Below are 20,350 nucleotides of genomic sequence, written 5' to 3'. Positions count from 1 at the left end.
GCTGCCGGGCCCGCCGCTCCGGGCGCCGCCGGCAGCAGGGTGAGCGCCGGGGCCCGGTGCGGGCCGGTGGCGTCCGCCCACCGGACCACAGTGCCGTCGGCGTACGTCTGGACGACCTCGAAGGTGAGCCGCTCTGCCTGTGGCATCGGCCCCATGGAGAGCGCCAGCCGAGCCGGCCCGGGGTCACTCGCACCGACCCGGACCCAGGTCACCGCCGTCGTCACAGTCGTCACCCCGGAGGAGTGGATACCGGCCACCGGCTTGTCCAGGGTGCGGGAGCTGATCCGGGGCGCCCAGCCGTTCACCGACATGGGGTAGACCTCGGCGATCGGCGCGTCGGCCGGTAGCCGGACCTCGATCTGGTTGGTCTTCGTGCCGGCCCGCTCCTCCGGAACACTGAACTCCAGCCGTACCGCGTCGCCCTGCCGGGCCTCGGTCGGGGTGGTCGTCACGTCCGCCGCGTACGCCGTACCGGGCCAGAGCAGCAGCCCAGCGGCGGTCACCGCGGTCGCCGCCACGATCCGCCGCCGACGGCCACCGCCGTACGTGCTCGCCATCTCGTGCCCCCATCCGTGTCGACGCGGCCGGCACCGGTTTCCGGCCACACCCTCTAGTTCGGCTGCGAGGCGCGAAAGGTTCAACGTCGGCGGTAAGCAGGTGCCGTTCCCGGTCGGGGGCGGGGCGACCGATAGCATCGGCAGGAGCCGAGGATCGGCACCGTTTCGTACCACTTGGAGGAGTCACCGTGTCCGCACCCCGTACCCCCGCCGTGGCCGACCCCGTCGTCGTCGCCGCCGGGACCACGGCGGCCGACGCGGTGGCCGCGGCCGGACTGCCCGCGAACGGCCCCAAGGCGATCGTCGTGGTGCGCGACCCGCAGGGCCAGCTGCGCGACCTGGACTGGACGCCGGCCGAGGAGACCGTCGTCGAGCCGGTCAGCCTGGACTCGCCCGACGGGCTCAACGTGCTGCGCCACTCCACCGCGCACGTCCTCGCCCAGGCCGTGCAGGACATCTTCCCCGAGGCCAAGCTGGGCATCGGCCCGCCCATCGAGAACGGCTTCTACTACGACTTCGACGTCGACAAGCCGTTCCAGCCCGATGACCTCAGCAAGCTCGAGAAGCGCATGCAGGAGATCATCAAGTCCGGGCAGCGGTTCCGTCGTCGCCGCTTCGGCAGCCTGGACGAGGCGCGCTCCGAGCTGGCCGACGAGCCGTTCAAGCTGGAGTTGATCGAGGTCAAGGGCGAGGGCCTGGACACCGACGAGGTGATGGAGGTGGGCGGCGGCGAGCTGACCATCTACGACAACCTCGACGCCAAGGAGGACAAGGTCTGCTGGTCGGACCTGTGCCGGGGCCCGCACCTGCCGACCACCCGACTGATCGGCGCGTTCAAGCTGATGCGCTCCGCCGCCGCGTACTGGCGGGGGTCGGAGAAGAACCCCCAACTACAGCGGGTGTACGGCACCGCGTGGCCGACCCGCGACGAGCTCAAGGCGTACCTGAAGCTGTTGGAGGAGGCCGCCCGGCGCGACCACCGCAAGCTCGGCGCGGACCTCGATCTGTTCAGCTTCCCCGACGAGATCGGCTCCGGCCTGGCGGTCTTCCACCCCAAGGGCGGCATCATCCGCCGCGAGATGGAGCACTACTCGCGCCAGCGGCACGAGGCGGCCGGGTACGAGTTCGTCAACACCCCGCACATCACCAAGGCGCAGCTGTTCCAGACCTCCGGTCACCTGCCGTACTACGCGGACACCATGTTCCCGCCCATGCAGCTGGAGGGCGCGGACTACTACCTCAAGGCGATGAACTGCCCTATGCACAACCTGATCTTCAGGTCGCGCGGGCGGTCGTACCGGGAGTTGCCGCTGCGGATGTTCGAGTTCGGCACTGTCTACCGGTACGAGAAGTCCGGCGTCGTGCACGGCCTCACCCGGGTCCGTGGCCTGACCCAGGACGACTCGCACATCTACTGCACCCGCGAGCAGATGGCCGGCGAGCTGTCCACGCTGCTCAGCTTCGTGCTGGACCTGCTGCGCGACTACGGCCTGGACGACTTCTACCTGGAGCTGTCGACCCGGGACGACTCGCCCAAGTTCATCGGCGCCGAGGAGGACTGGGCCGAGGCCACCGAGGCGCTGCGGACCGCCGCCGCGACCTCCGGCCTGGACCTGGTGCCCGACCCGGGCGGCGCGGCGTTCTACGGGCCGAAGATCTCCGTGCAGGCCCGCGACGCCATCGGCCGGACCTGGCAGATGTCCACCATCCAGGTCGACTTCAACCAGCCGGAGCGGTTCGCGTTGGAGTACCAGGCCGCCGACGGCAGCCGGCAGCGGCCCGTGATGATCCACCGTGCGTTGTTCGGGTCGATCGAGCGGTTCTTCGGTGTGCTCACCGAGCACTACGCGGGTGCCTTCCCGGCCTGGTTGGCGCCGGTGCAGGTGGTGGGCATCCCGATCCGCGAGGACCACACCGACTACCTGCACGGCTTCGTCGCCGCGCTGCGCGCCGAGGGCATTCGGGCCCAGGTGGACGCGGGTGACGACCGGATGCAGAAGAAGATCCGGACGGCGCAGCAGCAGAAGATCCCGTTCATGGTGATCGCCGGTGACGACGACGTGGCCGCCGGCACTGTCTCGTTCCGCTACCGCGACGGCTCCCAGCGCAACGGGGTACCGGTCGCCGAGGCGGTGACCCACGTGCTGGACGTGGTCAGCTCCCGGACCAACATCGGCCCCTCCGCCGCCGCCGGGTAACGGGACCGCCGCACGCCCCGCGTGCCCCCTCATGATCGTGCTCGATGCAGGAAGTAGTGGCCTCCCCGGTTCTGGAGGCCACTACTTCCATGTTCGAGCGTGATCTTCGCCGGGAGGCCGGCGCGGGAGAGAGGGCTCGGGGTCAGATGCCGCAGTTCGGCGCCGACCAGCCTCCGACCGCCGCGACGTGGGTGTGGTCGTTGTGGTCGGGGTAGCCGGGGCCGAGGATCTGCCCGAAGCCGTGGTTGCGGGCCTGCTGGGCCAGCCGGCAGAACGACGGGGAGCCGACCAGGTCCACCCCGTCGCCGTACAGGTGTCGGCTGTTGGACGCTCCGCCGACCGCGCTGTTGCAGGCGTAGCTGCGGAAGCTGCTGCTGATCGCGATGGACACGTCGCCGAGGGCGTGCCGCATGGCCTGGAGCTTCCACATCGAGACGAGCGCGTTGAACCGGGCGGTGCTCGCCGAGACCGCACCGCCGGACCAGTCGCTGTTGCACTTGTTCAGCTCGGGGTAGCTGAAGTTGGCCGGGGTGCAGTCGTCGTCCTGGAGGGCGTAGAGCCGGTTGAACGTCTGTGGGCCGGCGATGCCGTCCGCAGGCAGCCCGTACGCCTGCTGGAAGCGGATCACCGCCGATCGGGTGGCCGGGCCGTACGCGCCGTCGAGGGTGAGCACCGCGCCGTAGCCGGGGTAGCCGGCGACCCGGATCTGGAGTTGCCGGACGTCCTCGCCGGACGCCCCCTGGGACAGGGTGCGTCCCCAGGTGTAGCAGCCGTCCGCCTGGGCCGCGCCGGCAGTGAGGCTGACGCCGGCCACTGTGGTGGCGGCGGTCAACGCCAGTGCCGCGAGGAACCTGCCGAGCCGTCGGAACATGTAACCCTCCATCAACTCATGGAAGTACGTGGATGCATGGAAGTTTCATGCTTCTGCTTTGATCCGTCAAGAACTTGCAGCACCGGGTTTCCCGACGGCGGGTGTCGCGGTGTGCCCGCGGGGCTCCGTAGGATCGGCTCGTGACAGGGGCGGAACGGCACACGGACAGTGACGGCATGGCGGACGGTCTGGAGCGGCTCTGGACGCCGCACCGGATGACCTACATCTCCGGCGAGGACCGCCCGGCCGAGGGCTACGAGAAGCCCACCGGGTGCCCCTTCTGCCAGGGGCCGAAGCTGCCCCCGGAGGAGAGCCTGGTGGTGGCCCGGGGCGAGCACGTCTTCGTGGTGCTCAACCTCTACCCGTACAACCCGGGGCACCTGCTGGTCTGCCCCTACCGGCACGTGGCCGACTACACCGACCTGGACGTGCCGGAGACCACCGAGCTGGCGTCCTACACCCAGACGGCCATGCGGGTGGTCCGCAAGGTCAGCAACGCCCACGGCTTCAACCTGGGCATGAACCAGGGCGGCGTGGCCGGCGCCGGCATCGCCGCGCACCTGCACCAGCACGTGGTGCCGCGTTGGGGTGGCGACGCGAACTTCATGCCGGTGATCGGCCGCACCAAGGTCCTGCCGCAGCTGCTCGGCGACACCCGCGACCTGCTCGCCCGCGCCTGGCCGTCCTGACCGCCGCCGGCCGCGCCGTGCCGGCAGCGCGGCCTGCGCGCCGGTCCGGCTAGTCGGCGCGCAGCAGCGGGGTCAGCTCCGACCAGCTCTCCACCCGGTGTACGCGGGGCAGCAGCGCGGCGTGTGCGGCGACCTCGGCCCTGCGCGGCCGGAACAGGAAGCGGCGCGGCACCGAGTCGAGATAGCCGAGCACCTCCAGCTTGTCGTCCACGAAGTGGGTCAGGCCGAGGCGGCTGGCGATCGGTGCCTTGTCCGGCCGGGTGCGGCAGAAGTGCACCCGCTCGACCGGGATGCCGGTGCGCGCCGGGAAGTCGTGGTGGGCCAGCCACTCCCGGGTACGCCGCTCGGTGGCCTCCCCGCACTTGGACACCAGGTGCACCTCGTCGAACGCCGGGCCGAGCGCCGCCAGCGCGTCGAACGCCCCGACGACGGCCGGGGTGCGCAGGTAGTGCGCGCCGAAGAACGACGTGTCCGCGTCGTCGTCGGCCGGCTCGATGATCACTCCGCCGATGTCCACCCCGAGCCGCCGCATGGCGTTGATCATGCCGCACCGTGACCGTCTCCGTGCACCCGCGTGTCCACCCGCAGATCTGCTACGCCACGGCCCGCCGAAGGTGGCACGATCGGCCGATGGCAGTCACGACACGGTTGTTGGGGCGCAGCGGCATCGAGGTCAGCGCCCTCGGCATGGGGTGCTGGGCGATCGGCGGGCCCTGGGCGGAGGGCACCCAGCCATTGGGCTGGGGCGCCGTCGACGACGACGAGTCGGTGCGGGCGGTACGCCGGGCGCTCGATCTGGGCATCACCCTCTTCGACACCGCCGACACGTACGGGGCCGGGCACGGTGAGCGGGTGCTCGGTCGCGCGCTCGCCGGTCGCCGCGACGACGCCGTGATCGCCACCAAGTGGGGTTACACCTTCGACGAGGCCGGCCGGCAGGCCACCGGCGAGGACGCGTCGCCCGCGTACCTGCGCAGTGCCGTGACCGCCTCGCTGCGCCGGTTGCGCACCGACCGGATCGACCTCTATCAGCTGCACCTGGCCGACCTGTCGGTGCCGAGGGCGCAGGCGCTGATCGGGACCTGCGAGGACCTGGTGGCCGAGGGCCTGATCCGCGCGTACGGGTGGAGCACCGACCGCTCCGACCGGGCCGCCGCGTTCGGGCACGCCGCCGCCGGTGCCACCGCCGTGCAACACGCCCTGTCGGTGCTGCGCGACGCCCCCGAGCTGCTCGCCGTCTGCGACAAGTACGACCTGGCCAGCGTCAACCGGGGGCCACTCGGGATGGGGCTGCTCACCGGCAAGTACACGGCCGCGTCGACGCTGCCCCGCGACGACGTACGCGGGCTGGCCCCGGGCTGGTTGGAGTGGTTCCGGGGTGGCCGGCCGGCACCGGAGTGGCTGCGCCGGGTCGGCGCGGTCCGTGCCGCGCTCACCGCCGACGGGCGCACCCTGGCTCAGGGCGCGTTGGGCTGGATCTGGGCGCGCAGCGGTCGCACCATCCCGATCCCGGGCTGCCGTACTGTCGCCCAGGTCGAGGAGAACGCCGCAGCACTGGACCGGGGCCCGCTGCCGGCGGACCAGTTCGTCGAGGTGGAGCGTCAGCTCGCCGCCGTCCGCACCGCAGCCCTGCGCGACGCCGACCGCCCCCACTGGCCCCGTCCCACCCACCCCACAGTCCACCCGTAAAGCTCCCCGCCCCGCCCCCGCCCCGACCCCCGTCCCGCCCCCGCCCCGACCGCGCCGATCATGGAGCCGTGGTGCCCCGCAAATCCGGCATAGATCCCCCTTCTGCCCACCACAACGCCATGATCGACCCGCACGCCACCCCAGCCCTCGCCGATCTTGCACTTCCTGCGGGGACTTATGCCGCGACAGCGACATAAAGACGACAGAAAGTGCAAGATCGCCGGGCCGGGCCGGGGTGGGGTGGGGTGGGGTGGGTTAGGGGAGTTGTTCCTTGCGGGCCTGGTCGGCCAGGTGGGCGGGCAGGGGGTCGTGGCGGACGAAGTGACGGCGGAAGGTGCCGGTGCCGGCCGTCATCGAGCGCAACTCCACGGCGTACCGAAGCAGTTCGGTGGCCGGCACCTCGGCGCGGACGAGGGTGCGGCCCTCGGTGTCCGGGTCCGGTTCGGTGCCGAGCACCCGGCCGCGCCGGCCGGACAGGTCGCCCATCACCGTGCCCACCGAGCCGTCCGGGACCCGGATGGTGACCTCGTCGATCGGCTCCAGCAGGGCCGGCTGGCCACGCTCGGCGGCGTCGCGCAGCGCCAGCGCGCCGGCGGTCTGGAAGGCCGCGTCGGAGGAGTCGACGCTGTGCGACTTGCCGTCGACCAGTGTCACCCGCAGGTCCACCACTGGGTGCCCGGCGACCAGCCCGCGCTCCAGTTGGGCGCGGACGCCCTTCTCCACCGACGGGATGTAGTTGTGCGGCACCGCGCCGCCGACGACCCGGTCGACGAACTCGAAGCCACCGCCGCGGGGCAGCGGCTCGACCTCGATGTCGCAGACCGCGTACTGGCCGTGGCCGCCGGACTGCTTGACGTGCCGGCCGTGCCCCCTCGCTGGCACCGTCAGCGTCTCGCGCAGCGACACCTTGACCGGCTCGGTGTCCAGCTCGACACCGCCGGCGCGCAGCCGGTCGAGCACCACGTCGGCGTGCGCCTCGCCCATGCACCAGAGCACCAGTTGGTGGGTCTCCGGGTTGCGCTCCAGCCGCAGCGTGGGGTCGCCGGCGACCAGGCGGGCGAGGTTGCGGGCCAGGGCGTCCTCGTCGGCGCGGCTGCGGGCGGCGATCGCCACCGGCAGCAGCGGCTCCGGCATCTCCCAGGGGGCGATCAGCAGTGGGTCGTCAGTGGTCGAGATGGTGTCACCGGTCTCGGCGCTGCCCGACTTGGTGATCGCGCAGATGTCGCCGGCGACGCAGAGTGACACCTCCCGCAGTGTGGCGCCCAGCGGGGTGTAGATGTGCCCGACCCGCTCGTCGGCGTCGTGGTCGGGGTGCCCACGGTCGGTCATGCCGTGCCCGGAGACGTGCACTGTCTGGTCGGGGCGCAGCGTGCCGGAGAAGACCCGGACCAGCGAGACCCGACCGACGTGGCGGTCGACGGTGGTCTTGACGACCTCGGCGACCAGCGGCCCGGCCGGGTCGCAGCTCAGCGGCGGACGCGGCGAGCCGTCCACGCCGGTCACCGCAGGCAGTTCGTGCTCCAGCGGCGACGGGAACGCGGCGGTCAGCACCTCCAGCAGCACGTCCAGCCCGACACCGGTCTGGGCGCAGACCGGCACCACCGGGTAGAAGTGGCCCCGGGCGACGGCCTTCTCCAGGTCGTCGATGAGCACCTCGTCGCCGATCTCCTCGCCGTCGAGGTAGCGGTCCATGAGGGTCTCGTCCTCGCTCTCGGCGATGATCCCCTCGATCAGCTCGTCGCGGGACTCGTCGATGGCCCGCTGGTGCTCCGGGTCCGGGTCGCGGACGTCGGCGGGCAGCCCGGCGCTGTAGTCGAAGACCCGGCGGGTGATCAGGCCGAGCAGACCTTCGGTGGACACCCCGTCGTCGCCGAGCATCGGCAGGTAGAGCGGCATCACGTTGTCACCGAAGAGGCGCTGGCAGAGCGCCACCGTCTCGTCGACGTCGGCGCGGGGCTGGTCCAGTCGGGCCACCGCTACCGCGCGGGGCATGTCGACGGCGGCGCACTCCTCCCACAGCGCCACGGTGGCCGCGTCCATGCCGCCCGCGGCGGAGACCACGAACAGCGCGGCGTCGGCGGCCCGCAGCCCGGCGCGCAGCTCGCCGACGAAGTCCGCGTACCCGGGGGTGTCCAGCAGGTTGACCTTGATGCCGTTGTGCAGCAGCGGCGCGCACGACAGGCTGACCGAGCGCTGCTGGCGTACGGCGGCGGGGTCGTGGTCGCCGACAGTGGTGCCGTCGACAACGGTGCCGGCGCGGCCGATCGTGCCGGTCGCCGCGAGCAGGGCCTCGACCAGTGTGGTCTTGCCTGCCCCGGAGTGCCCGACGAGCACCACGTTGCGAACCCGCTCGGGCTCGGTGACCACCGGCGTGCCGCCGGTGGAACCCTTCTCGTGACTCTTCTGCGCCATGAGGCGCACCTCCCTCAGCCGGTGGTGGTGGCGACCGCCGCGCGACGGGAAGCGGCCCGGGGCGAGTGCGCGGCGATATCCTCCGGTGGTCTGCTGCACAGCGGGAACGGGACGGGCGGACGGGTGAGCTGGCTCACCTCCCGGCTCGATCTCACACCCGTTGCCGGGTAGGCACAAGCCTCCCCCGGGCGGGTCGGCGGTACCGTCCGTATCGCCGGAGCTGGGCGGACCGTTATCGTGGTGACCGCCATGGCGAAGATCTTCCAAGTGTCGGCCCGCGCGGGGATGACCCGCGTCGTCGAGCCGATTGCCCGCGCCCTGCTGCGCGCGGGCGTCACCCCCAATGCCGTCACCGTCGCGGGCACCGTTGGTGTGCTCGTCGGCGCGCTCGGCTTCGGTGCCCGCGGCCACCTGGTCGCGGGCGCGTTGATCGTCACCCTGTTCGCGCTCACCGACCTGCTCGACGGGACGATGGCCCGGATGAGCGGCGGCTCCACCAGGTTCGGGGCGTTCCTCGACTCAAGCATGGACCGGGTCGCCGACAGCGCCGTCTTCGGCGCTGTCGCGTACTGGCTGGCCACGCAGAGCAACTACTCCGGGGTGGCCGCTGCGTTGGTCTGCCTGGCTGCCGGCAGCCTGGTCTCCTATGTCAAGGCCCGCGCCGAGGGGCTCGGGATGACCTGCAACGTGGGCATCGCCGAACGCACCGAGCGACTGCTCATCGTCGGGGTCGGCGGGATCCTCACCGGTGTCGGTGTCGATCCGGCCCTGGAGATCGCGCTGTGGCTGCTCGCCGCCGTGTCGATCTTCACGGTGGGGCAGCGGATGACGCACGTCTACCGCCAGGCCCAGCAGCTCCAGCCGGACGGCCAGGCGTGAGTGGGGTGCCGGCGACCCGGCATCGGACGACCGGCGGCCGAGCCGCGTGAACCTCACCGAGCTGGGCTACATCGCCGGGTGGCGGGTGGTCCGCGCGCTACCCCGGCCGTTGGTGGCGGCGGCGTTCCAGGCGGGCGCGGACCGCGCCCACCGAGCCGGCGGCGGGGGTACGGCCCGACTGCGCGCGAACCTGCGCCGGGTGGTCGGCCCGGATCTGCCCGACGCCGAGCTGGACGATCTGGTCAAGCGCGGGTTGCGCTCGTACGCCCGGTACTGGATGGAGGCGTTCCGGCTGCCCGCCCTGAGCCGGTCGCAGATCCTGTCCGGTTTCCGGCTCGACGGTGCCGAGCTGCTGGCCGCCGACGTGGCCGCCGGCCGGGGCGCCGTGGTGGCCCTGCCGCACGCCGGTAACTGGGATGCCGCGGGCGCCTGGGTGGCGGCCACCGGTTGGCCGATCACCACTGTCATGGAGCGGCTCAAGCCGGAGGGCGTGTACAAGCGTTTCCTGGCCTTCCGGGCGAGTCTGGGAATGGAGATCCTGCCGACCCACGGGGGGCCGCGTCCGGCGTTCGACGTGTTGCTGGACCGGCTGCGGGCCGGTGCGGTGGTGCCGTTGCTGGCCGACCGGGACCTCTCCGCCCGGGGGGTGGAGGTGGACTTCTTCGGTGGGAAGACCCGGATGCCCGCCGGGCCGGCGTTGCTCGCACTGCACACCGGTGCGCCGCTCTACGTGGCCTCGCTGTGGTTCGAACCGGATGCCGCGTGCGCGTCGCTGGCTGGTCCGTTGCCGGTGCCGGGGCCCGAGGTGGGGCCGCTGGACCAGCGGGTCCGGTCGCTGACCCAGCTGATCGCCGACCGTCTGGCGGCGGGTATCGCCCGGCATCCGGAAGACTGGCACATGTTGCAGCGGATGTGGCTGGACCAGGCGAGGTCGGGGGAGGGCGCGGCGCTGCCCTCGTCGGCCTCCGGCCAGGCCTGAGGAGGTGGGCTGACGGATGCGGATCGGCATCGTGTGCCCGTACTCCTTCGACGTGCCCGGTGGGGTGCAGAACCACGTCATGGACCTCGCCGAGGCGCTGATCACGCTGGGCCACGAGGTCAGCGTGCTCGCGCCGGCCGACGAGGATTCGCCGCTGCCGGAGTACGTGGTGTCCGCCGGCCGGGCCGTTCCGCTGCCGTACAACGGGTCGGTGGCCCGGATCGCGTTCGGCCCGGTGTCGACCGCCCGGGTACGGCGGTGGATCACCAACGGCGACTTCGACGTGCTGCACGTGCACGAGCCGCTCACGCTGAGTCTGTCGCTGCTGGCGGTGCTCTCCGCCCGTGGCCCGGTGGTGGCCACGTTCCACACCGCGATGACCCGTTCGCGGGTCCTCGCCGCCGCGCAGGGTGTGCTCCAGATCGTGCTGGAGCGGATCACCGCCCGGATCGCGGTGAGCGCGCTGGCGCGCAAGGTGCAGGTCGAGCACATGGACGGCGGTGCGGTGGAGATCCCCAACGGGGTGGCCGTGGCCAAGTTCGCCGACGCCGAGCCGTTGCCGGGCTGGCCGGGGGAGTGCGCGGCCGGCACCGGTGGCACGCTCGGCTTCCTGGGCCGGTTCACCGAGGCACGCAAGGGCTTCCCGGTGCTGCGCGACGCGTTCGTGGCGCTGGCCGCCACCCGGCCCGGTCTGCGGCTGCTCGTCGCCGGCCCGGGTGACCCCGACGACCTGTACGACCAGTTCCCGGCCGAACTGCACGAGCAGATCACGTTCCTCGGCCTGGTCAGCGAAGCGGACAAGGCGCGCATGCTGCGCAGTGTGCACCTCTACGTCGCACCGAACACCGGCGGTGAGTCGTTCGGCATGATCCTCACCGAGGCCCTTGCGGCGGGTACGACTGTCATCGCCAGTGACCTGGACGCGTTCCGGCGGGTCCTCGACGGTGGACGGGCCGGTCGGCTCTTCCCCACCGGTGACCCGGTGAGGCTGCGCGACGTGTTGGCCGAGCTGCTGGACGACCCGGCCGCGCGAGCCACACTGAGCGCCTGCGGCGATCAGGTGGTGGCGAATTTCGACTGGCCGGTGGTTGCCCGCCGCGTTCTGGAGGTATACGCAGCGGCGATCGAGGCAACCGACGGGCGGGTCATCGACCAGGAATGGGTGGGGCTGAGCTGAGCCGGTGTGACGGATGGTGCGGCGGTGACCGGCGGGACCGGTCCGGCCGCGCCCAATCGGACGAAACGGAGCAGCACTACGATGCCGCACATGTGGTGGGTGGTGGCCGCGAGCGTGGTCGTGGGGCTGGTAGCGGCGTACCTCATCTGGACCGCAGGCCGGGTCGAGCGGCTACAGGGCCGCGCGGAGCTGGCGGCCCGGGCCCTCGACGCCCACCTGCTGCGCCGCGCGGCGGCAGCCGCGGTCCTGGCTGAGCGGCGTTTCGGCGTCGAGCTGTACGCGGCGGCCCGGATCGCCCTGGACGCCAGCCCGGACGAGCGGGAAGCGGCGGAGAACGACCTCACCCGGCAGTTGCGCGGCGTCCAGTTGGACCCGGGCGACCCGGACTGCACTTCGGTCATCGCCGCGAGTCGTCGGCTCGCGTTGTCCCGGCAGGTGCACACCGACCTGGTCCGGGACGCCCGCTCGGCGCGCAGCCGGCCGCTGGTGCGCCTGTTGCGGATGGGGCGGGGCCGGGAGTGGCCGCGCTACTTCGACATCGACGACCCGACCCTCGTCGTGCCGGCGGACGTCCCCGCCGCCTGATCCCCTGCTCCCGGACGGGCACGGGCGGGTTGGTGACCAGGGCCACACAGCAGGCCACCGGGGGTCTGATTGGCTGTCGGTACGGCGTTGGACCGCGCGTAGCATTTTCGCTGCCACCCCCAGAGCATGCCCAAGGAGCGATGACCCGTGCCCGAAAACACCGCCTCGAACACCGGTACCGCCCCCGTCGTCGGCACCGCCCGCGTGAAGCGTGGCATGGCCGAGATGCTCAAGGGCGGCGTGATCATGGATGTCGTCAACGCCGAGCAGGCCAAGATCGCAGAGGACGCGGGCGCCGTCGCGGTGATGGCCCTGGAGCGGGTGCCCGCCGACATCCGCGCGCAGGGCGGGGTGTCCCGGATGAGCGACCCCGACATGATCGACGGGATCATCGAGGCGGTCTCCATCCCGGTGATGGCAAAGGCCCGCATCGGCCACTTCGTGGAGGCGCGGATCCTGCAGTCGCTGGGCGTGGACTACGTCGACGAGTCCGAGGTGCTGACCCCGGCCGACTACGCGAACCACATCGACAAGTGGGCGTTCACAGTGCCCTTCGTCTGTGGCGCGACCAACCTGGGCGAGGCGCTGCGCCGGATCACCGAGGGCGCGGCGATGATCCGCTCCAAGGGCGAGGCCGGCACCGGTGACGTCTCCAACGCCACCACCCACATGCGGAAGATCCGTCAGGAGATCGGCCGGCTGGCCTCGCTGCCAACCGACGAGCTGTACGTCGCGGCCAAGGAGTTGCAGGCCCCGTACGAGCTGGTCAAGGAGGTCGCCGAGAGCGGAAAGCTGCCGGTGGTGCTGTTCACCGCTGGCGGGATCGCCACTCCGGCCGACGCGGCGATGATGATGCAGCTCGGCGCGGAGGGTGTCTTCGTCGGTTCCGGCATCTTCAAGGCGGGCAACCCGGCGCAGCGGGCCGCCGCGATCGTCAAGGCGACCACCTTCCACGACGACCCGGACGTGCTGGCCAAGGTCTCGCGGGGTCTCGGCGAGGCGATGGTCGGCATCAACGTCGACGAGATTCCGCAGCCGCACCGCCTGGCCGAGCGCGGTTGGTGACTGTCGGGCCCGTCAGGGCCGAGGGCGGTCGACGCGCCCCGCCGGGGCGGCGTGACACGGAGAGGAACAGTGCGATCATGACGGCACCCGTGATCGGTGTGCTCGCGCTCCAGGGCGACGTCCGCGAGCACGTGGCGGCGCTGAGGGCGGCGGGCGCGGACGCCCGCCCGGTCCGCCGTCCGGCGGAGCTGGACGCTGTCGACGGTCTCGTCATTCCGGGCGGCGAGTCGACCACCATGAGCAAGCTCGCCGACATCTTCGAGATGCGCGAGCCGATCGACAAGCGGATCGCCGACGGCATGCCGGTCTACGGCTCCTGCGCCGGAATGATCATGTTGGCGACCGAGGTGCTCGACGGCCGACCCGATCAGCGCGGCTTCTCTGGCATCGACATGACCGTCCGCCGCAACGCGTTCGGCCGGCAGGTCGACTCGTTCGAGGCGCCGGTGACCGTCGACGGGGTGCCGGGCGAGCCGTTCCACGCGGTGTTCATCCGCGCGCCGTGGGTCGAGCGGGTCGGTGCCGGCGTGCAGGTCATCGGGGTGGTGTCCGACGGCCCGGCCGCCGACCGGATCGTGGCGGTCCGACAGGGCAACCTGGTGGCCACCTCGTTCCACCCGGAGCTCACCGGTGACCTGCGGGTGCACGCGTACTTCGTGGACCTGGTCCGCGTCGCCCGCTGAACGGCGGGCGACAGCGCCGGCTGTCCATGATGCTCGCCGCGGTCGTGGCATCGTCCAGGGGTTTTTGTCGCGTCTGCCCTGGTCGGTGGGGGCCGGGCGGTAGTGCCGCGCGCGGTGCATGACAGAGACCCGGGGGACGTCGGTAGGATTGCGGAGATTCGGCAGGGCCATCTGCCCGCCACGGCTTCCACCAGAGCTGACCGGCACCTCCGCGTGCGCCGGCGGGAGCGGGGCGTGAGCGGTGCGGTCGATGCAGACGGCGGGTAGCAACGGAGGTAGAAGATGTCCGGCCACTCAAAGTGGGCGACGACCAAGCACAAGAAGGCCGTCATCGACGCCAAGCGCGGCAAGATGTTCGCCAAGCTGATCAAGAACGTCGAGGTGGCCGCGCGGATCGGCGGCGGTGACCCGACCGGTAACCCGACGCTCTTCGACGCGATCCAGAAGGCGAAGAAGAGCTCGGTGCCGAACGACAACATCGATCGCGCCGTCAAGCGCGGTTCCGGCCTGGAGGCCGGCGGCGCCGACTGGCAGACGATCATGTATGAGGGGTACGGCCCGAGCGGCGTGGCCATGCTCATCGAGTGCCTCACCGACAACCGCAACCGCGCGGCGACCGAGGTACGGACCGCGTTGACCCGCAACGGCGGCTCGCTCGCCGACGCCGGCTCGGTGTCGTACATGTTCTCCCGCAAGGGCGTGGTGATCGTCCCCAAGGAGGGCACCAGCGAGGACGACGTGATGCTGGCCGTCCTCGACGCCGGCGCCGAAGAGGTCAACGACCTCGGCGAGGCGTACGAGGTGGTCTCCGAGCCGACCGACCTGATCCCGGTGCGCACGGCGTTGCAGGACGCCGGCATCGAGTACGAGTCGGCCGAGTCCTCGCTGATCCCCAGCGTCAACGTGCCGCTGGACGAAGAGGGCGCACGCAAGATCTTCAAGCTGATCGACGTCCTGGAGGACTGCGACGACGTGCAGAACGTCTACGCCAACTTCGACGTCAGCGACGACGTGATGGCGGCGGTCGACGCCTGACCTCGCCACACCCCGACGGCCTCTGCCTCACCCCGCCGCGATCTTGCACTTTCTGACCTGACAGACCGGTCCACTCACGGCAAATCGGCAACAGAAACTGCAAGATCGTGGCGTTGGTCAGGGTGACGCGGCGGGCGAGGAGGGGTTGTGGGGCGGTTTGCTTCTGGCGACACCGTGGTGCGGCGTGAGGTGCTGCGGGGTGAGGTCTGGTTTGGGTGCCCGACGATCTGCGTCGAGGATTCGCCCGACCTGCTCGCGCTCTACCTCCCACCGGGGGCCGAGTTCGGCTTCCCGGACGCCGGCGTCTTCCCCTGCGGGCGGCACCCGTGGGAGGCCGCCGGGCACCGCTCCTGGTCCGGGCACGGCAAGCTGATGCTGCAACGCCCCGGTGAGGCGCACTCGATCGACGTGTTCTGGGCCGGGCCGGGGCGCGACTTCGCCGGCTGGTACTTCAACCTCCAGGACCCGGTCCGGCGTACCCCGATCGGGGTGGACACCCTGGACCACGAACTGGACCTGTGGTGGGCGGCGGACGCCGACCGGTACGTCTGGAAGGACGTGGAGATGTTCGCCCAGCGCCTCGTCGAGGGGCGCTACCCGGGCATGGCGGACGCCATCCAGGCCGAGGGTGACCGGATCGCCGCCCTGCTCGACGGGGGTGAGCGCTGGTGGGACCCGGCGTGGGCCGCCTGGCAGCCCGACCCCGCCTGGACGGCACCCCCGCTGCCCGCCGGCTGGGATCAGGTGCCGCCCGCGCGCTGACCGGCGGCGCTCCACCCGGCCGCTCGACCCGGCCCGTCAGCCTTCCGGCCGGGGATCGACCAGGAACACCTGGTCCGCGCCGTTGGTGCACGGCTCGACCATCGCCTCGGCCGACACCTCGGTGTCGTCGTCGCGGAGCCCGACGCACAGATTCGTGCCGCTCGGCCTGATGCGGTACGAGGTCGGCGCGGATGCGGTCGGCTCGAAGCGGTAGAGCTGCGACGAGTTGGTGTCTCTGCACTTCTGCCAGGGTTCGAGCATGTTCCGACCGGGATCTTCGGCGCGGACGGTGAGGCAACCCGGCCCGTGCGCCGGGTGGTTCCACTTGATGAAGTACAGCCCGTCGGCCGCCGGCTCCAGGTAGGTGTCCGGCGGGGTGGCGTCCACGCAGGGGCGCTGGACCAACACCTCGCTCGGGTACTGTCCGGTGCGGTCGCGCCCCTCACTGAGGCACAGCTGCGGGCTGCGGACGGGGTGGATCCGGCTCAGGCGCGCGTCCGGCCCGATCGTCGGGCTGGCGTCGGCCTCGGGGCTGGCATCGCCGTCCGGGCTGGCGCTGCCCGCCGGGGGGACGTCGGAAACCCCGGGGGTCGGGCCGCCGCGCTGACCCGTCTGCTGTGTGTCGTCGGGTCGTTCAATCCAGCCGACCACGCCGACCACTGCCAGCAGCACCACGACGGCGAGAATCGTCAGCGGTGTGCGCCGAGCGAACCACCACGCCCGCGCCGGACGTTCCACAACGGTCGGTGCCGCGTCGGCAGGCGAACGGTCCGCTGGGCTGCCGTCGGCCGGCTGGTCCGACGCGGGCGGCCTCGGCGCGTACGCGTTCACCGCGAGATGGTGTCGCGCCCGTAGCCACGTCTCGACCTGGTCCTCGGCGCCGCAGGCCCGAACGAACGCCGCCACCACCTCGGGTCGCGGCAGTGTGGACCGGCGCATGATGTCAGCCGCGGTGCTACGGGCCAGCACGTCACCCGCCGACGCGGCACGCTGCTCCAGCTGCCGGTAGGTGAGCCCGGACCGGTCCTTGAGCTGGCGCAGCATCTCGACGAACTCGGCCGGGTTGGACGCGTCGTCCGGGCGTAGCTCCCCCGTGGTCATCGCACGATTCTCCAGACACCGCCGACGCGGGGGCAACTCGGGTCCCAGTGACTGTCCGAGATGGTCGGACAAGATCCGGACAAGATCCGGACATGCTGCCCTGAGCTGCGCGGACAACGCTTCCCGGCGACCAGGGCATTGTCCTCGTCCGCCAGCTTATCTAGCGTCGATGCTCGATGGTCGCGCCGTTGACCGGGGTACGGCCGACGGGCTCGTACCGGCACCGGTCCGGGCTCGACCAGATCGACGAAACGGGGAAATCGATGGATGACGGTGCCCGGGGTGCGGTGCCGCAGGCGGCCACGGCGGGGGAGTACGTCGCGTTGCTGCGGGACGTGCGGCGTTGCTCCGGCCTGACCTACCGGGAGATCTCCCGGCGGGCCTCGGCGGCCGGACACTGGCTGCCGGCCAGCACGCTCGCCACGATGCTGGGGCGCATCACCCTGCCCCGGGAGCGCACCGTCGTGGCGATGTTGGCGGCCTGCGGGGTGCCCGACGTTGATCGGTGGGTGGAGACGAGGCGGGACATTGAGGCCCGCCTCAGCGAACGGGACCGATGGGAGACGTCGGCGACGCAGACCACAGTGGCGCCCGCCGCCCGCCAGCCCTCGCCGGTTGAGCCAGTTCCGCCCGCTGGCCCGATCCCGTCGGCTGAGCCGACCTCGCCCGCTGATCCGGCCGCTGGCTCGACCCTGCCCACCGGCTCGGCTCCGTCGGCCGACGCGGTGCCGTCCGCCGACCCCGGTCCGTCCGCCGACTCGACACCGACGGTTCGGCCGGTCCTGCCGGAGCGGTCGCGGCCCGCAGCGCCCCGCTCGGCCCGTCGCCGCCTCCGGCTGGCGGTGCTCGCGGTCCTCGGCGCGCTGACGATCGGCGGCGCCGGCACGCTGCTGCCGAACCTCACCGCCGCGGCGAAACCCTCGCCGACCGAAGGTTGCCCGCTGGTCCTGCGCCAGGGCATGTACGGCCCGTGTGTGCTGAACCTCCAGGAGCGGTTGGTGGCCCGTGGACTGGACGTGCCGGTGGACGGCTGGTTCGGCCCCGGCACCACCAGCGGATTGATCGCCTTCCAGGCCCTGGGGAGCCTGCCGGTCAGCGGCACCGCGGACGGGCAGGTGCTCGACGAGTTGGCGAGCCAGCCGACGGTGCCGGCAGCCTGGCCGGAGGACCGGATCGGCAAGTACCTGCGGCGGGCCTTCCCGGAGGACCCGAGCGGGGCTGTGGAGATGGCGCGGTGTCTGTCCGAGTTGGACCCGTACCGGGTGGTCGTCGTCGCGGACGGGTCGCGGCGCTGGGGGCTGTTCCAGTTCACCGACACGGAGTTGTCCCGGTTCGGTGTCGACCCCCGGACGGCACTGGACCCGTACTGGAACATTCGGACGGCACGCAACGTCTGGTCGCTCACCGGCGGTTTCGGCCACTGGCAGTGCGCACCGTCGCCGTCGATGTGACAGCTGTTGGGTGCGGTCATCGGGAGCCCCTCGGTCCGGAACCGGCGACAGCCAGGCCGTTGCCGTGCGATAGACCCACCGTAGGGGTGCCCGCGCTGTTCGCAGCCTCCGAACAGCGCTCGGAACGGTGCCGTACGGCAGCGGGCGCCGGCATCCGACCAGGACACCGACGCCCGCTCGGGGCGGTACCCCTCAGCCGATCGTCTCCCGCTCCCGCCAGGCGGTACGCAGCGAGGTCCGGCCGTTGGTGCGCAGGAGCGACCCCTCGTACACCCGGGCACCGGCGAGGAGGAACGCGCCGGCGGCCAGCACCAGGACGACCAGCGAGACGATCGGCTCCCAGCCGGCCGCGTCGCCGGTGAACAGCCGCAGCGGCATGGCCGTGGGCGACGAGAACGGCAGGTAGGACAGCACCCGCATCGCTGTGGCGTTGTCGTTCAGGAAGATCACCGCGAAGAACGGCAGCATGACGGCGAACTGCACCGGCGTCGACACGGCGGCGATGTCCTCCTGCCGGTTGGCCAGCGCGCCGGCCGCCGCCCACATGGCGGCGAGCAGCACGAAACCGATCAGGAAGAACGGCACGAACCAGCCGATCGCCGGGGCGAGCAGGCTGAGCAGACCTCCGCTGTCGCCGATCTGCAACCCGATCACCGCCACCACCGCGATCAGGGCGATCTGTGCGAACGCCAGGATGGCCCCGGCCACCACCTTCCCGGCCAGCAGGGCCCGGACCGGCACGGCGGCGACCAGGATCTCCACGATCCGGGTCTGCTTCTCCTCGATGACGCTCTGCGCGATCTGCACACCGAACGTCTGTGAGGTGATGAAGAAGACGAACGCGAAGACGAACGGCACCAGGAACGCCACCACCGGATCGACAGCGTCCGGGTCGAGCAGGCGGACGGTCGGTTGGGTGCTCAGGGCCTTCACCACGTCGTCGGGGGCGTCGTCCATGGCCAGGACGGCCGGTCCGGTGACCACCGCGGCGTCCACGTCGTCGTCACGGACGGACTGCTCGGCGGCCCGGTCGTCGGGGACGACCCGGACCTCCAGCCCGGCGGCGCGCAGCGGCGCGGCCAGGCTCTCGGTCGCCGCCACTGTGGACGGCCCGCCGGAGAACAGCGGCGGCAGGATGGTGCCCGCCGCGGCGATCAACAGGAAGAACAGCGTGCCGAACAGGAAGGTGCGGTCGCGCAGCTTGACCCGGATCTCGCGTTCGGCGATCAGCCGGGTGGCCTGGGTGACATTCACTGGGTGACCTCTCGGAAGATCTCGGTGAGCGAGGGGCTGACCGGGCGGAAGGCGCGGACCGGGCCGCGCGCGAGGGCCGCCCGCAGCACTGGCTGTTCGTCGGTGCCGGCCGGCAGGTCGAAGACCACCCGGGCGCCGTCCAACTCGACCACTGTCACCCCGGGGTGGTCGCGTACCCAGCCGGCGTCGTGTTCCACGACCAGCTCGAAGCGGGGCACTGTGTACGAGTCGCGCAGCTGCTGCCGGCTGCCGGCGGCCCGGATCACCCCGTCCCCGATGATCACCAGGTCGTCGCAGAGGCGCTCCACGACGTCGAGCTGGTGACTGGAGAAGAGCACCGGCGCGCCGGCTGAGGCCCGTTCCCGCAGCACGGCCACGACGGTCTCCACGGCCAGCGGGTCGAGGCCGGAGAACGGCTCGTCGAGCACCAGCACCTCGGGGTCGTGCACCAGCGCGGCGGCGATCTGGGCGCGCTGCTGGTTGCCCAGCGACAGCGTCTCCAGCAGGTCGTCGCCGCGCTCACCGAGCCCGACCCGGTCCAGCAGGGCGTCGGTGGAACGTCGTGCCGCGGCAGCGTCCAGCCCGTGCAGCCGGCCCAGGTAGGTCACCTGCTCGCGGGTGGTCATCTTGGGGTAGAGGCCGCGCTCCTCCGGCATGTAGCCGAAGCTCCGGCGGTCCTGCCGGGTCAGCGTGGTGCCGCCCCAGGTCACCTCGCCGGCGTCGGGGGCGAGGACACCCAGGATGATCCGCATGGTGGTGGTCTTGCCGGCGCCGTTGGCGCCCACGAAACCGGTCATCCGGCCGGCGGACACCTCGAAGGACACGTTCCTGAGCACCTGACGGTCGCCGAAGCTGCGGTCGACGCCGTCGAGGCGAAGCGTTCTGGTCACGCACTCACGCTAGATCGATCACGCCGCCGCGCCGTCCGCCCGGCGGGTGAGCGGGCGGGTCCGCCTCGCGGCG

Annotated in this window: 19 protein-coding genes; 12 read left to right on the top strand and 7 right to left on the bottom strand. The window is 71.8% G+C overall.

Annotated features, from left to right (window positions below):
- On the bottom strand, window positions 1–557 hold a 557-nt coding region (locus tag NIE79_RS20270), incomplete at its 3' end, for a DUF1775 domain-containing protein (RefSeq protein ID WP_238680057.1).
- A gap of 188 nt (window positions 558–745) precedes the next feature.
- Here NIE79_RS20270 and thrS point away from each other — a divergent pair.
- Window positions 746–2,755, top strand: coding sequence for a threonine--tRNA ligase (gene thrS, locus NIE79_RS20265; RefSeq protein ID WP_238680056.1), 2,010 nt, complete (start codon window positions 746–748; stop codon window positions 2,753–2,755).
- Window positions 2,756–2,897: 142 nt separating this feature from the next.
- On the opposite strand, the gene NIE79_RS20260 is transcribed toward thrS, so the two are convergent.
- The gene (locus tag NIE79_RS20260) at window positions 2,898–3,626 is read right to left on the bottom strand and encodes a D-Ala-D-Ala carboxypeptidase family metallohydrolase (RefSeq protein ID WP_238680055.1); all 729 of its coding nucleotides are present in this window, start codon (window positions 3,624–3,626) and stop codon (window positions 2,898–2,900) included.
- A gap of 176 nt (window positions 3,627–3,802) precedes the next feature.
- On the opposite strand from NIE79_RS20260, the gene NIE79_RS20255 reads away from it, so the two are divergent.
- Complete coding sequence (locus NIE79_RS20255; protein WP_238680060.1) at window positions 3,803–4,315, top strand: HIT family protein; 513 nt, start codon at window positions 3,803–3,805, stop codon at window positions 4,313–4,315.
- Window positions 4,316–4,364: 49 nt separating this feature from the next.
- On the opposite strand, the gene NIE79_RS20250 is transcribed toward NIE79_RS20255, so the two are convergent.
- Window positions 4,365–4,859, bottom strand: a complete 495-nt coding sequence (locus tag NIE79_RS20250) for a hypothetical protein (RefSeq protein WP_238680054.1) — start codon at window positions 4,857–4,859, stop codon at window positions 4,365–4,367.
- A gap of 86 nt (window positions 4,860–4,945) precedes the next feature.
- Between NIE79_RS20250 and NIE79_RS20245 the strand changes: the two genes are divergently transcribed.
- Window positions 4,946–6,004 (top strand): aldo/keto reductase, encoded by a 1,059-nt coding sequence (locus tag NIE79_RS20245; RefSeq protein ID WP_238680053.1) that lies wholly within the window; start codon window positions 4,946–4,948, stop codon window positions 6,002–6,004.
- A gap of 255 nt (window positions 6,005–6,259) precedes the next feature.
- On the opposite strand, the gene NIE79_RS20240 is transcribed toward NIE79_RS20245, so the two are convergent.
- Window positions 6,260–8,416, bottom strand: coding sequence for an elongation factor G-like protein EF-G2 (locus NIE79_RS20240; RefSeq protein WP_238680052.1), 2,157 nt, complete (start codon window positions 8,414–8,416; stop codon window positions 6,260–6,262).
- 249 nt (window positions 8,417–8,665) lie between these two features.
- Between NIE79_RS20240 and pgsA the strand changes: the two genes are divergently transcribed.
- The 8 genes from pgsA to NIE79_RS20200 all read left to right on the top strand — a co-directional run bounded on the left by pgsA (window position 8,666) and on the right by NIE79_RS20200 (window position 15,581).
- A complete protein-coding gene (pgsA, locus tag NIE79_RS20235; RefSeq protein ID WP_238680059.1) occupies window positions 8,666–9,295 on the top strand; it encodes a phosphatidylinositol phosphate synthase in 630 nt (209 codons plus the stop codon).
- Between the two features lie 46 nt (window positions 9,296–9,341).
- The gene (locus NIE79_RS20230) at window positions 9,342–10,274 is read left to right on the top strand and encodes a phosphatidylinositol mannoside acyltransferase (RefSeq protein ID WP_238680051.1); all 933 of its coding nucleotides are present in this window, start codon (window positions 9,342–9,344) and stop codon (window positions 10,272–10,274) included.
- A gap of 16 nt (window positions 10,275–10,290) precedes the next feature.
- The gene (locus NIE79_RS20225; RefSeq protein WP_238680050.1) at window positions 10,291–11,451 is read left to right on the top strand and encodes a glycosyltransferase family 4 protein; all 1,161 of its coding nucleotides are present in this window, start codon (window positions 10,291–10,293) and stop codon (window positions 11,449–11,451) included.
- Window positions 11,452–11,532: 81 nt separating this feature from the next.
- A complete protein-coding gene (locus tag NIE79_RS20220) occupies window positions 11,533–12,036 on the top strand; it encodes a hypothetical protein (RefSeq protein ID WP_238680049.1) in 504 nt (167 codons plus the stop codon).
- Window positions 12,037–12,183: 147 nt separating this feature from the next.
- The gene (gene pdxS / locus NIE79_RS20215) at window positions 12,184–13,101 is read left to right on the top strand and encodes a pyridoxal 5'-phosphate synthase lyase subunit PdxS (protein WP_308193198.1); all 918 of its coding nucleotides are present in this window, start codon (window positions 12,184–12,186) and stop codon (window positions 13,099–13,101) included.
- 77 nt (window positions 13,102–13,178) lie between these two features.
- Complete coding sequence (pdxT, locus tag NIE79_RS20210) at window positions 13,179–13,784, top strand: pyridoxal 5'-phosphate synthase glutaminase subunit PdxT (RefSeq protein ID WP_238680048.1); 606 nt, start codon at window positions 13,179–13,181, stop codon at window positions 13,782–13,784.
- 282 nt (window positions 13,785–14,066) lie between these two features.
- Window positions 14,067–14,819, top strand: coding sequence for a YebC/PmpR family DNA-binding transcriptional regulator (locus NIE79_RS20205; protein ID WP_112583375.1), 753 nt, complete (start codon window positions 14,067–14,069; stop codon window positions 14,817–14,819).
- A gap of 147 nt (window positions 14,820–14,966) precedes the next feature.
- Complete coding sequence (locus tag NIE79_RS20200; RefSeq protein WP_238680047.1) at window positions 14,967–15,581, top strand: ribonuclease FAU-1 family protein; 615 nt, start codon at window positions 14,967–14,969, stop codon at window positions 15,579–15,581.
- A 36-nt stretch (window positions 15,582–15,617) separates the two neighbouring features.
- Here the strand turns inward: NIE79_RS20200 and NIE79_RS20195 are convergent, their stop codons facing one another.
- Window positions 15,618–16,682: a helix-turn-helix domain-containing protein gene (locus NIE79_RS20195; protein WP_238680046.1), complete on the bottom strand. Its 1,065-nt coding sequence runs from the start codon at window positions 16,680–16,682 to the stop codon at window positions 15,618–15,620.
- 263 nt (window positions 16,683–16,945) lie between these two features.
- On the opposite strand from NIE79_RS20195, the gene NIE79_RS20190 reads away from it, so the two are divergent.
- Complete coding sequence (locus NIE79_RS20190) at window positions 16,946–18,133, top strand: peptidoglycan-binding protein (RefSeq protein WP_238680045.1); 1,188 nt, start codon at window positions 16,946–16,948, stop codon at window positions 18,131–18,133.
- Window positions 18,134–18,325: 192 nt separating this feature from the next.
- Here the strand turns inward: NIE79_RS20190 and NIE79_RS20185 are convergent, their stop codons facing one another.
- Together NIE79_RS20185 and NIE79_RS20180 are read right to left on the bottom strand one after the other, a co-directional pair.
- Complete coding sequence (locus NIE79_RS20185; RefSeq protein WP_238680044.1) at window positions 18,326–19,387, bottom strand: ABC transporter permease; 1,062 nt, start codon at window positions 19,385–19,387, stop codon at window positions 18,326–18,328.
- Window positions 19,384–20,277: an ABC transporter ATP-binding protein gene (locus NIE79_RS20180; RefSeq protein WP_238680043.1), complete on the bottom strand. Its 894-nt coding sequence runs from the start codon at window positions 20,275–20,277 to the stop codon at window positions 19,384–19,386. Before NIE79_RS20180 ends, NIE79_RS20185 begins: the two co-directional genes overlap by 4 nt.
- Window positions 20,278–20,350: the final 73 nt, after the last annotated feature.

The organism is Micromonospora trifolii, assembly GCF_022229005.1.
Taxonomy (GTDB): Bacteria; Actinomycetota; Actinomycetes; order Mycobacteriales; family Micromonosporaceae; genus Micromonospora; species Micromonospora trifolii.
The sequence above is the reverse complement of the archived record's forward strand: the minus strand, read 5'-3'. Positions and strand labels throughout refer to the sequence as shown.

Coding starts and splice junctions, on each gene's coding strand:
- NIE79_RS20255 (WP_238680060.1), top strand. CDS start 3,803: ATGGCGGACGGTCTGGAGCGGCTCTGGACGCCGCACCGGATGACCTAC.
- NIE79_RS20245 (WP_238680053.1), top strand. CDS start 4,946: ATGGCAGTCACGACACGGTTGTTGGGGCGCAGCGGCATCGAGGTCAGC.
- NIE79_RS20240 (WP_238680052.1), bottom strand. CDS start 8,416: ATGGCGCAGAAGAGTCACGAGAAGGGTTCCACCGGCGGCACGCCGGTG.
- pdxT (WP_238680048.1), top strand. CDS start 13,179: ATGACGGCACCCGTGATCGGTGTGCTCGCGCTCCAGGGCGACGTCCGC.
- NIE79_RS20250 (WP_238680054.1), bottom strand. CDS start 4,859: ATGATCAACGCCATGCGGCGGCTCGGGGTGGACATCGGCGGAGTGATC.
- NIE79_RS20205 (WP_112583375.1), top strand. CDS start 14,067: ATGTCCGGCCACTCAAAGTGGGCGACGACCAAGCACAAGAAGGCCGTC.
- NIE79_RS20190 (WP_238680045.1), top strand. CDS start 16,946: ATGGATGACGGTGCCCGGGGTGCGGTGCCGCAGGCGGCCACGGCGGGG.
- NIE79_RS20220 (WP_238680049.1), top strand. CDS start 11,533: ATGCCGCACATGTGGTGGGTGGTGGCCGCGAGCGTGGTCGTGGGGCTG.
- NIE79_RS20195 (WP_238680046.1), bottom strand. CDS start 16,682: ATGACCACGGGGGAGCTACGCCCGGACGACGCGTCCAACCCGGCCGAG.
- pgsA (WP_238680059.1), top strand. CDS start 8,666: ATGGCGAAGATCTTCCAAGTGTCGGCCCGCGCGGGGATGACCCGCGTC.
- NIE79_RS20225 (WP_238680050.1), top strand. CDS start 10,291: ATGCGGATCGGCATCGTGTGCCCGTACTCCTTCGACGTGCCCGGTGGG.
- NIE79_RS20260 (WP_238680055.1), bottom strand. CDS start 3,626: ATGTTCCGACGGCTCGGCAGGTTCCTCGCGGCACTGGCGTTGACCGCC.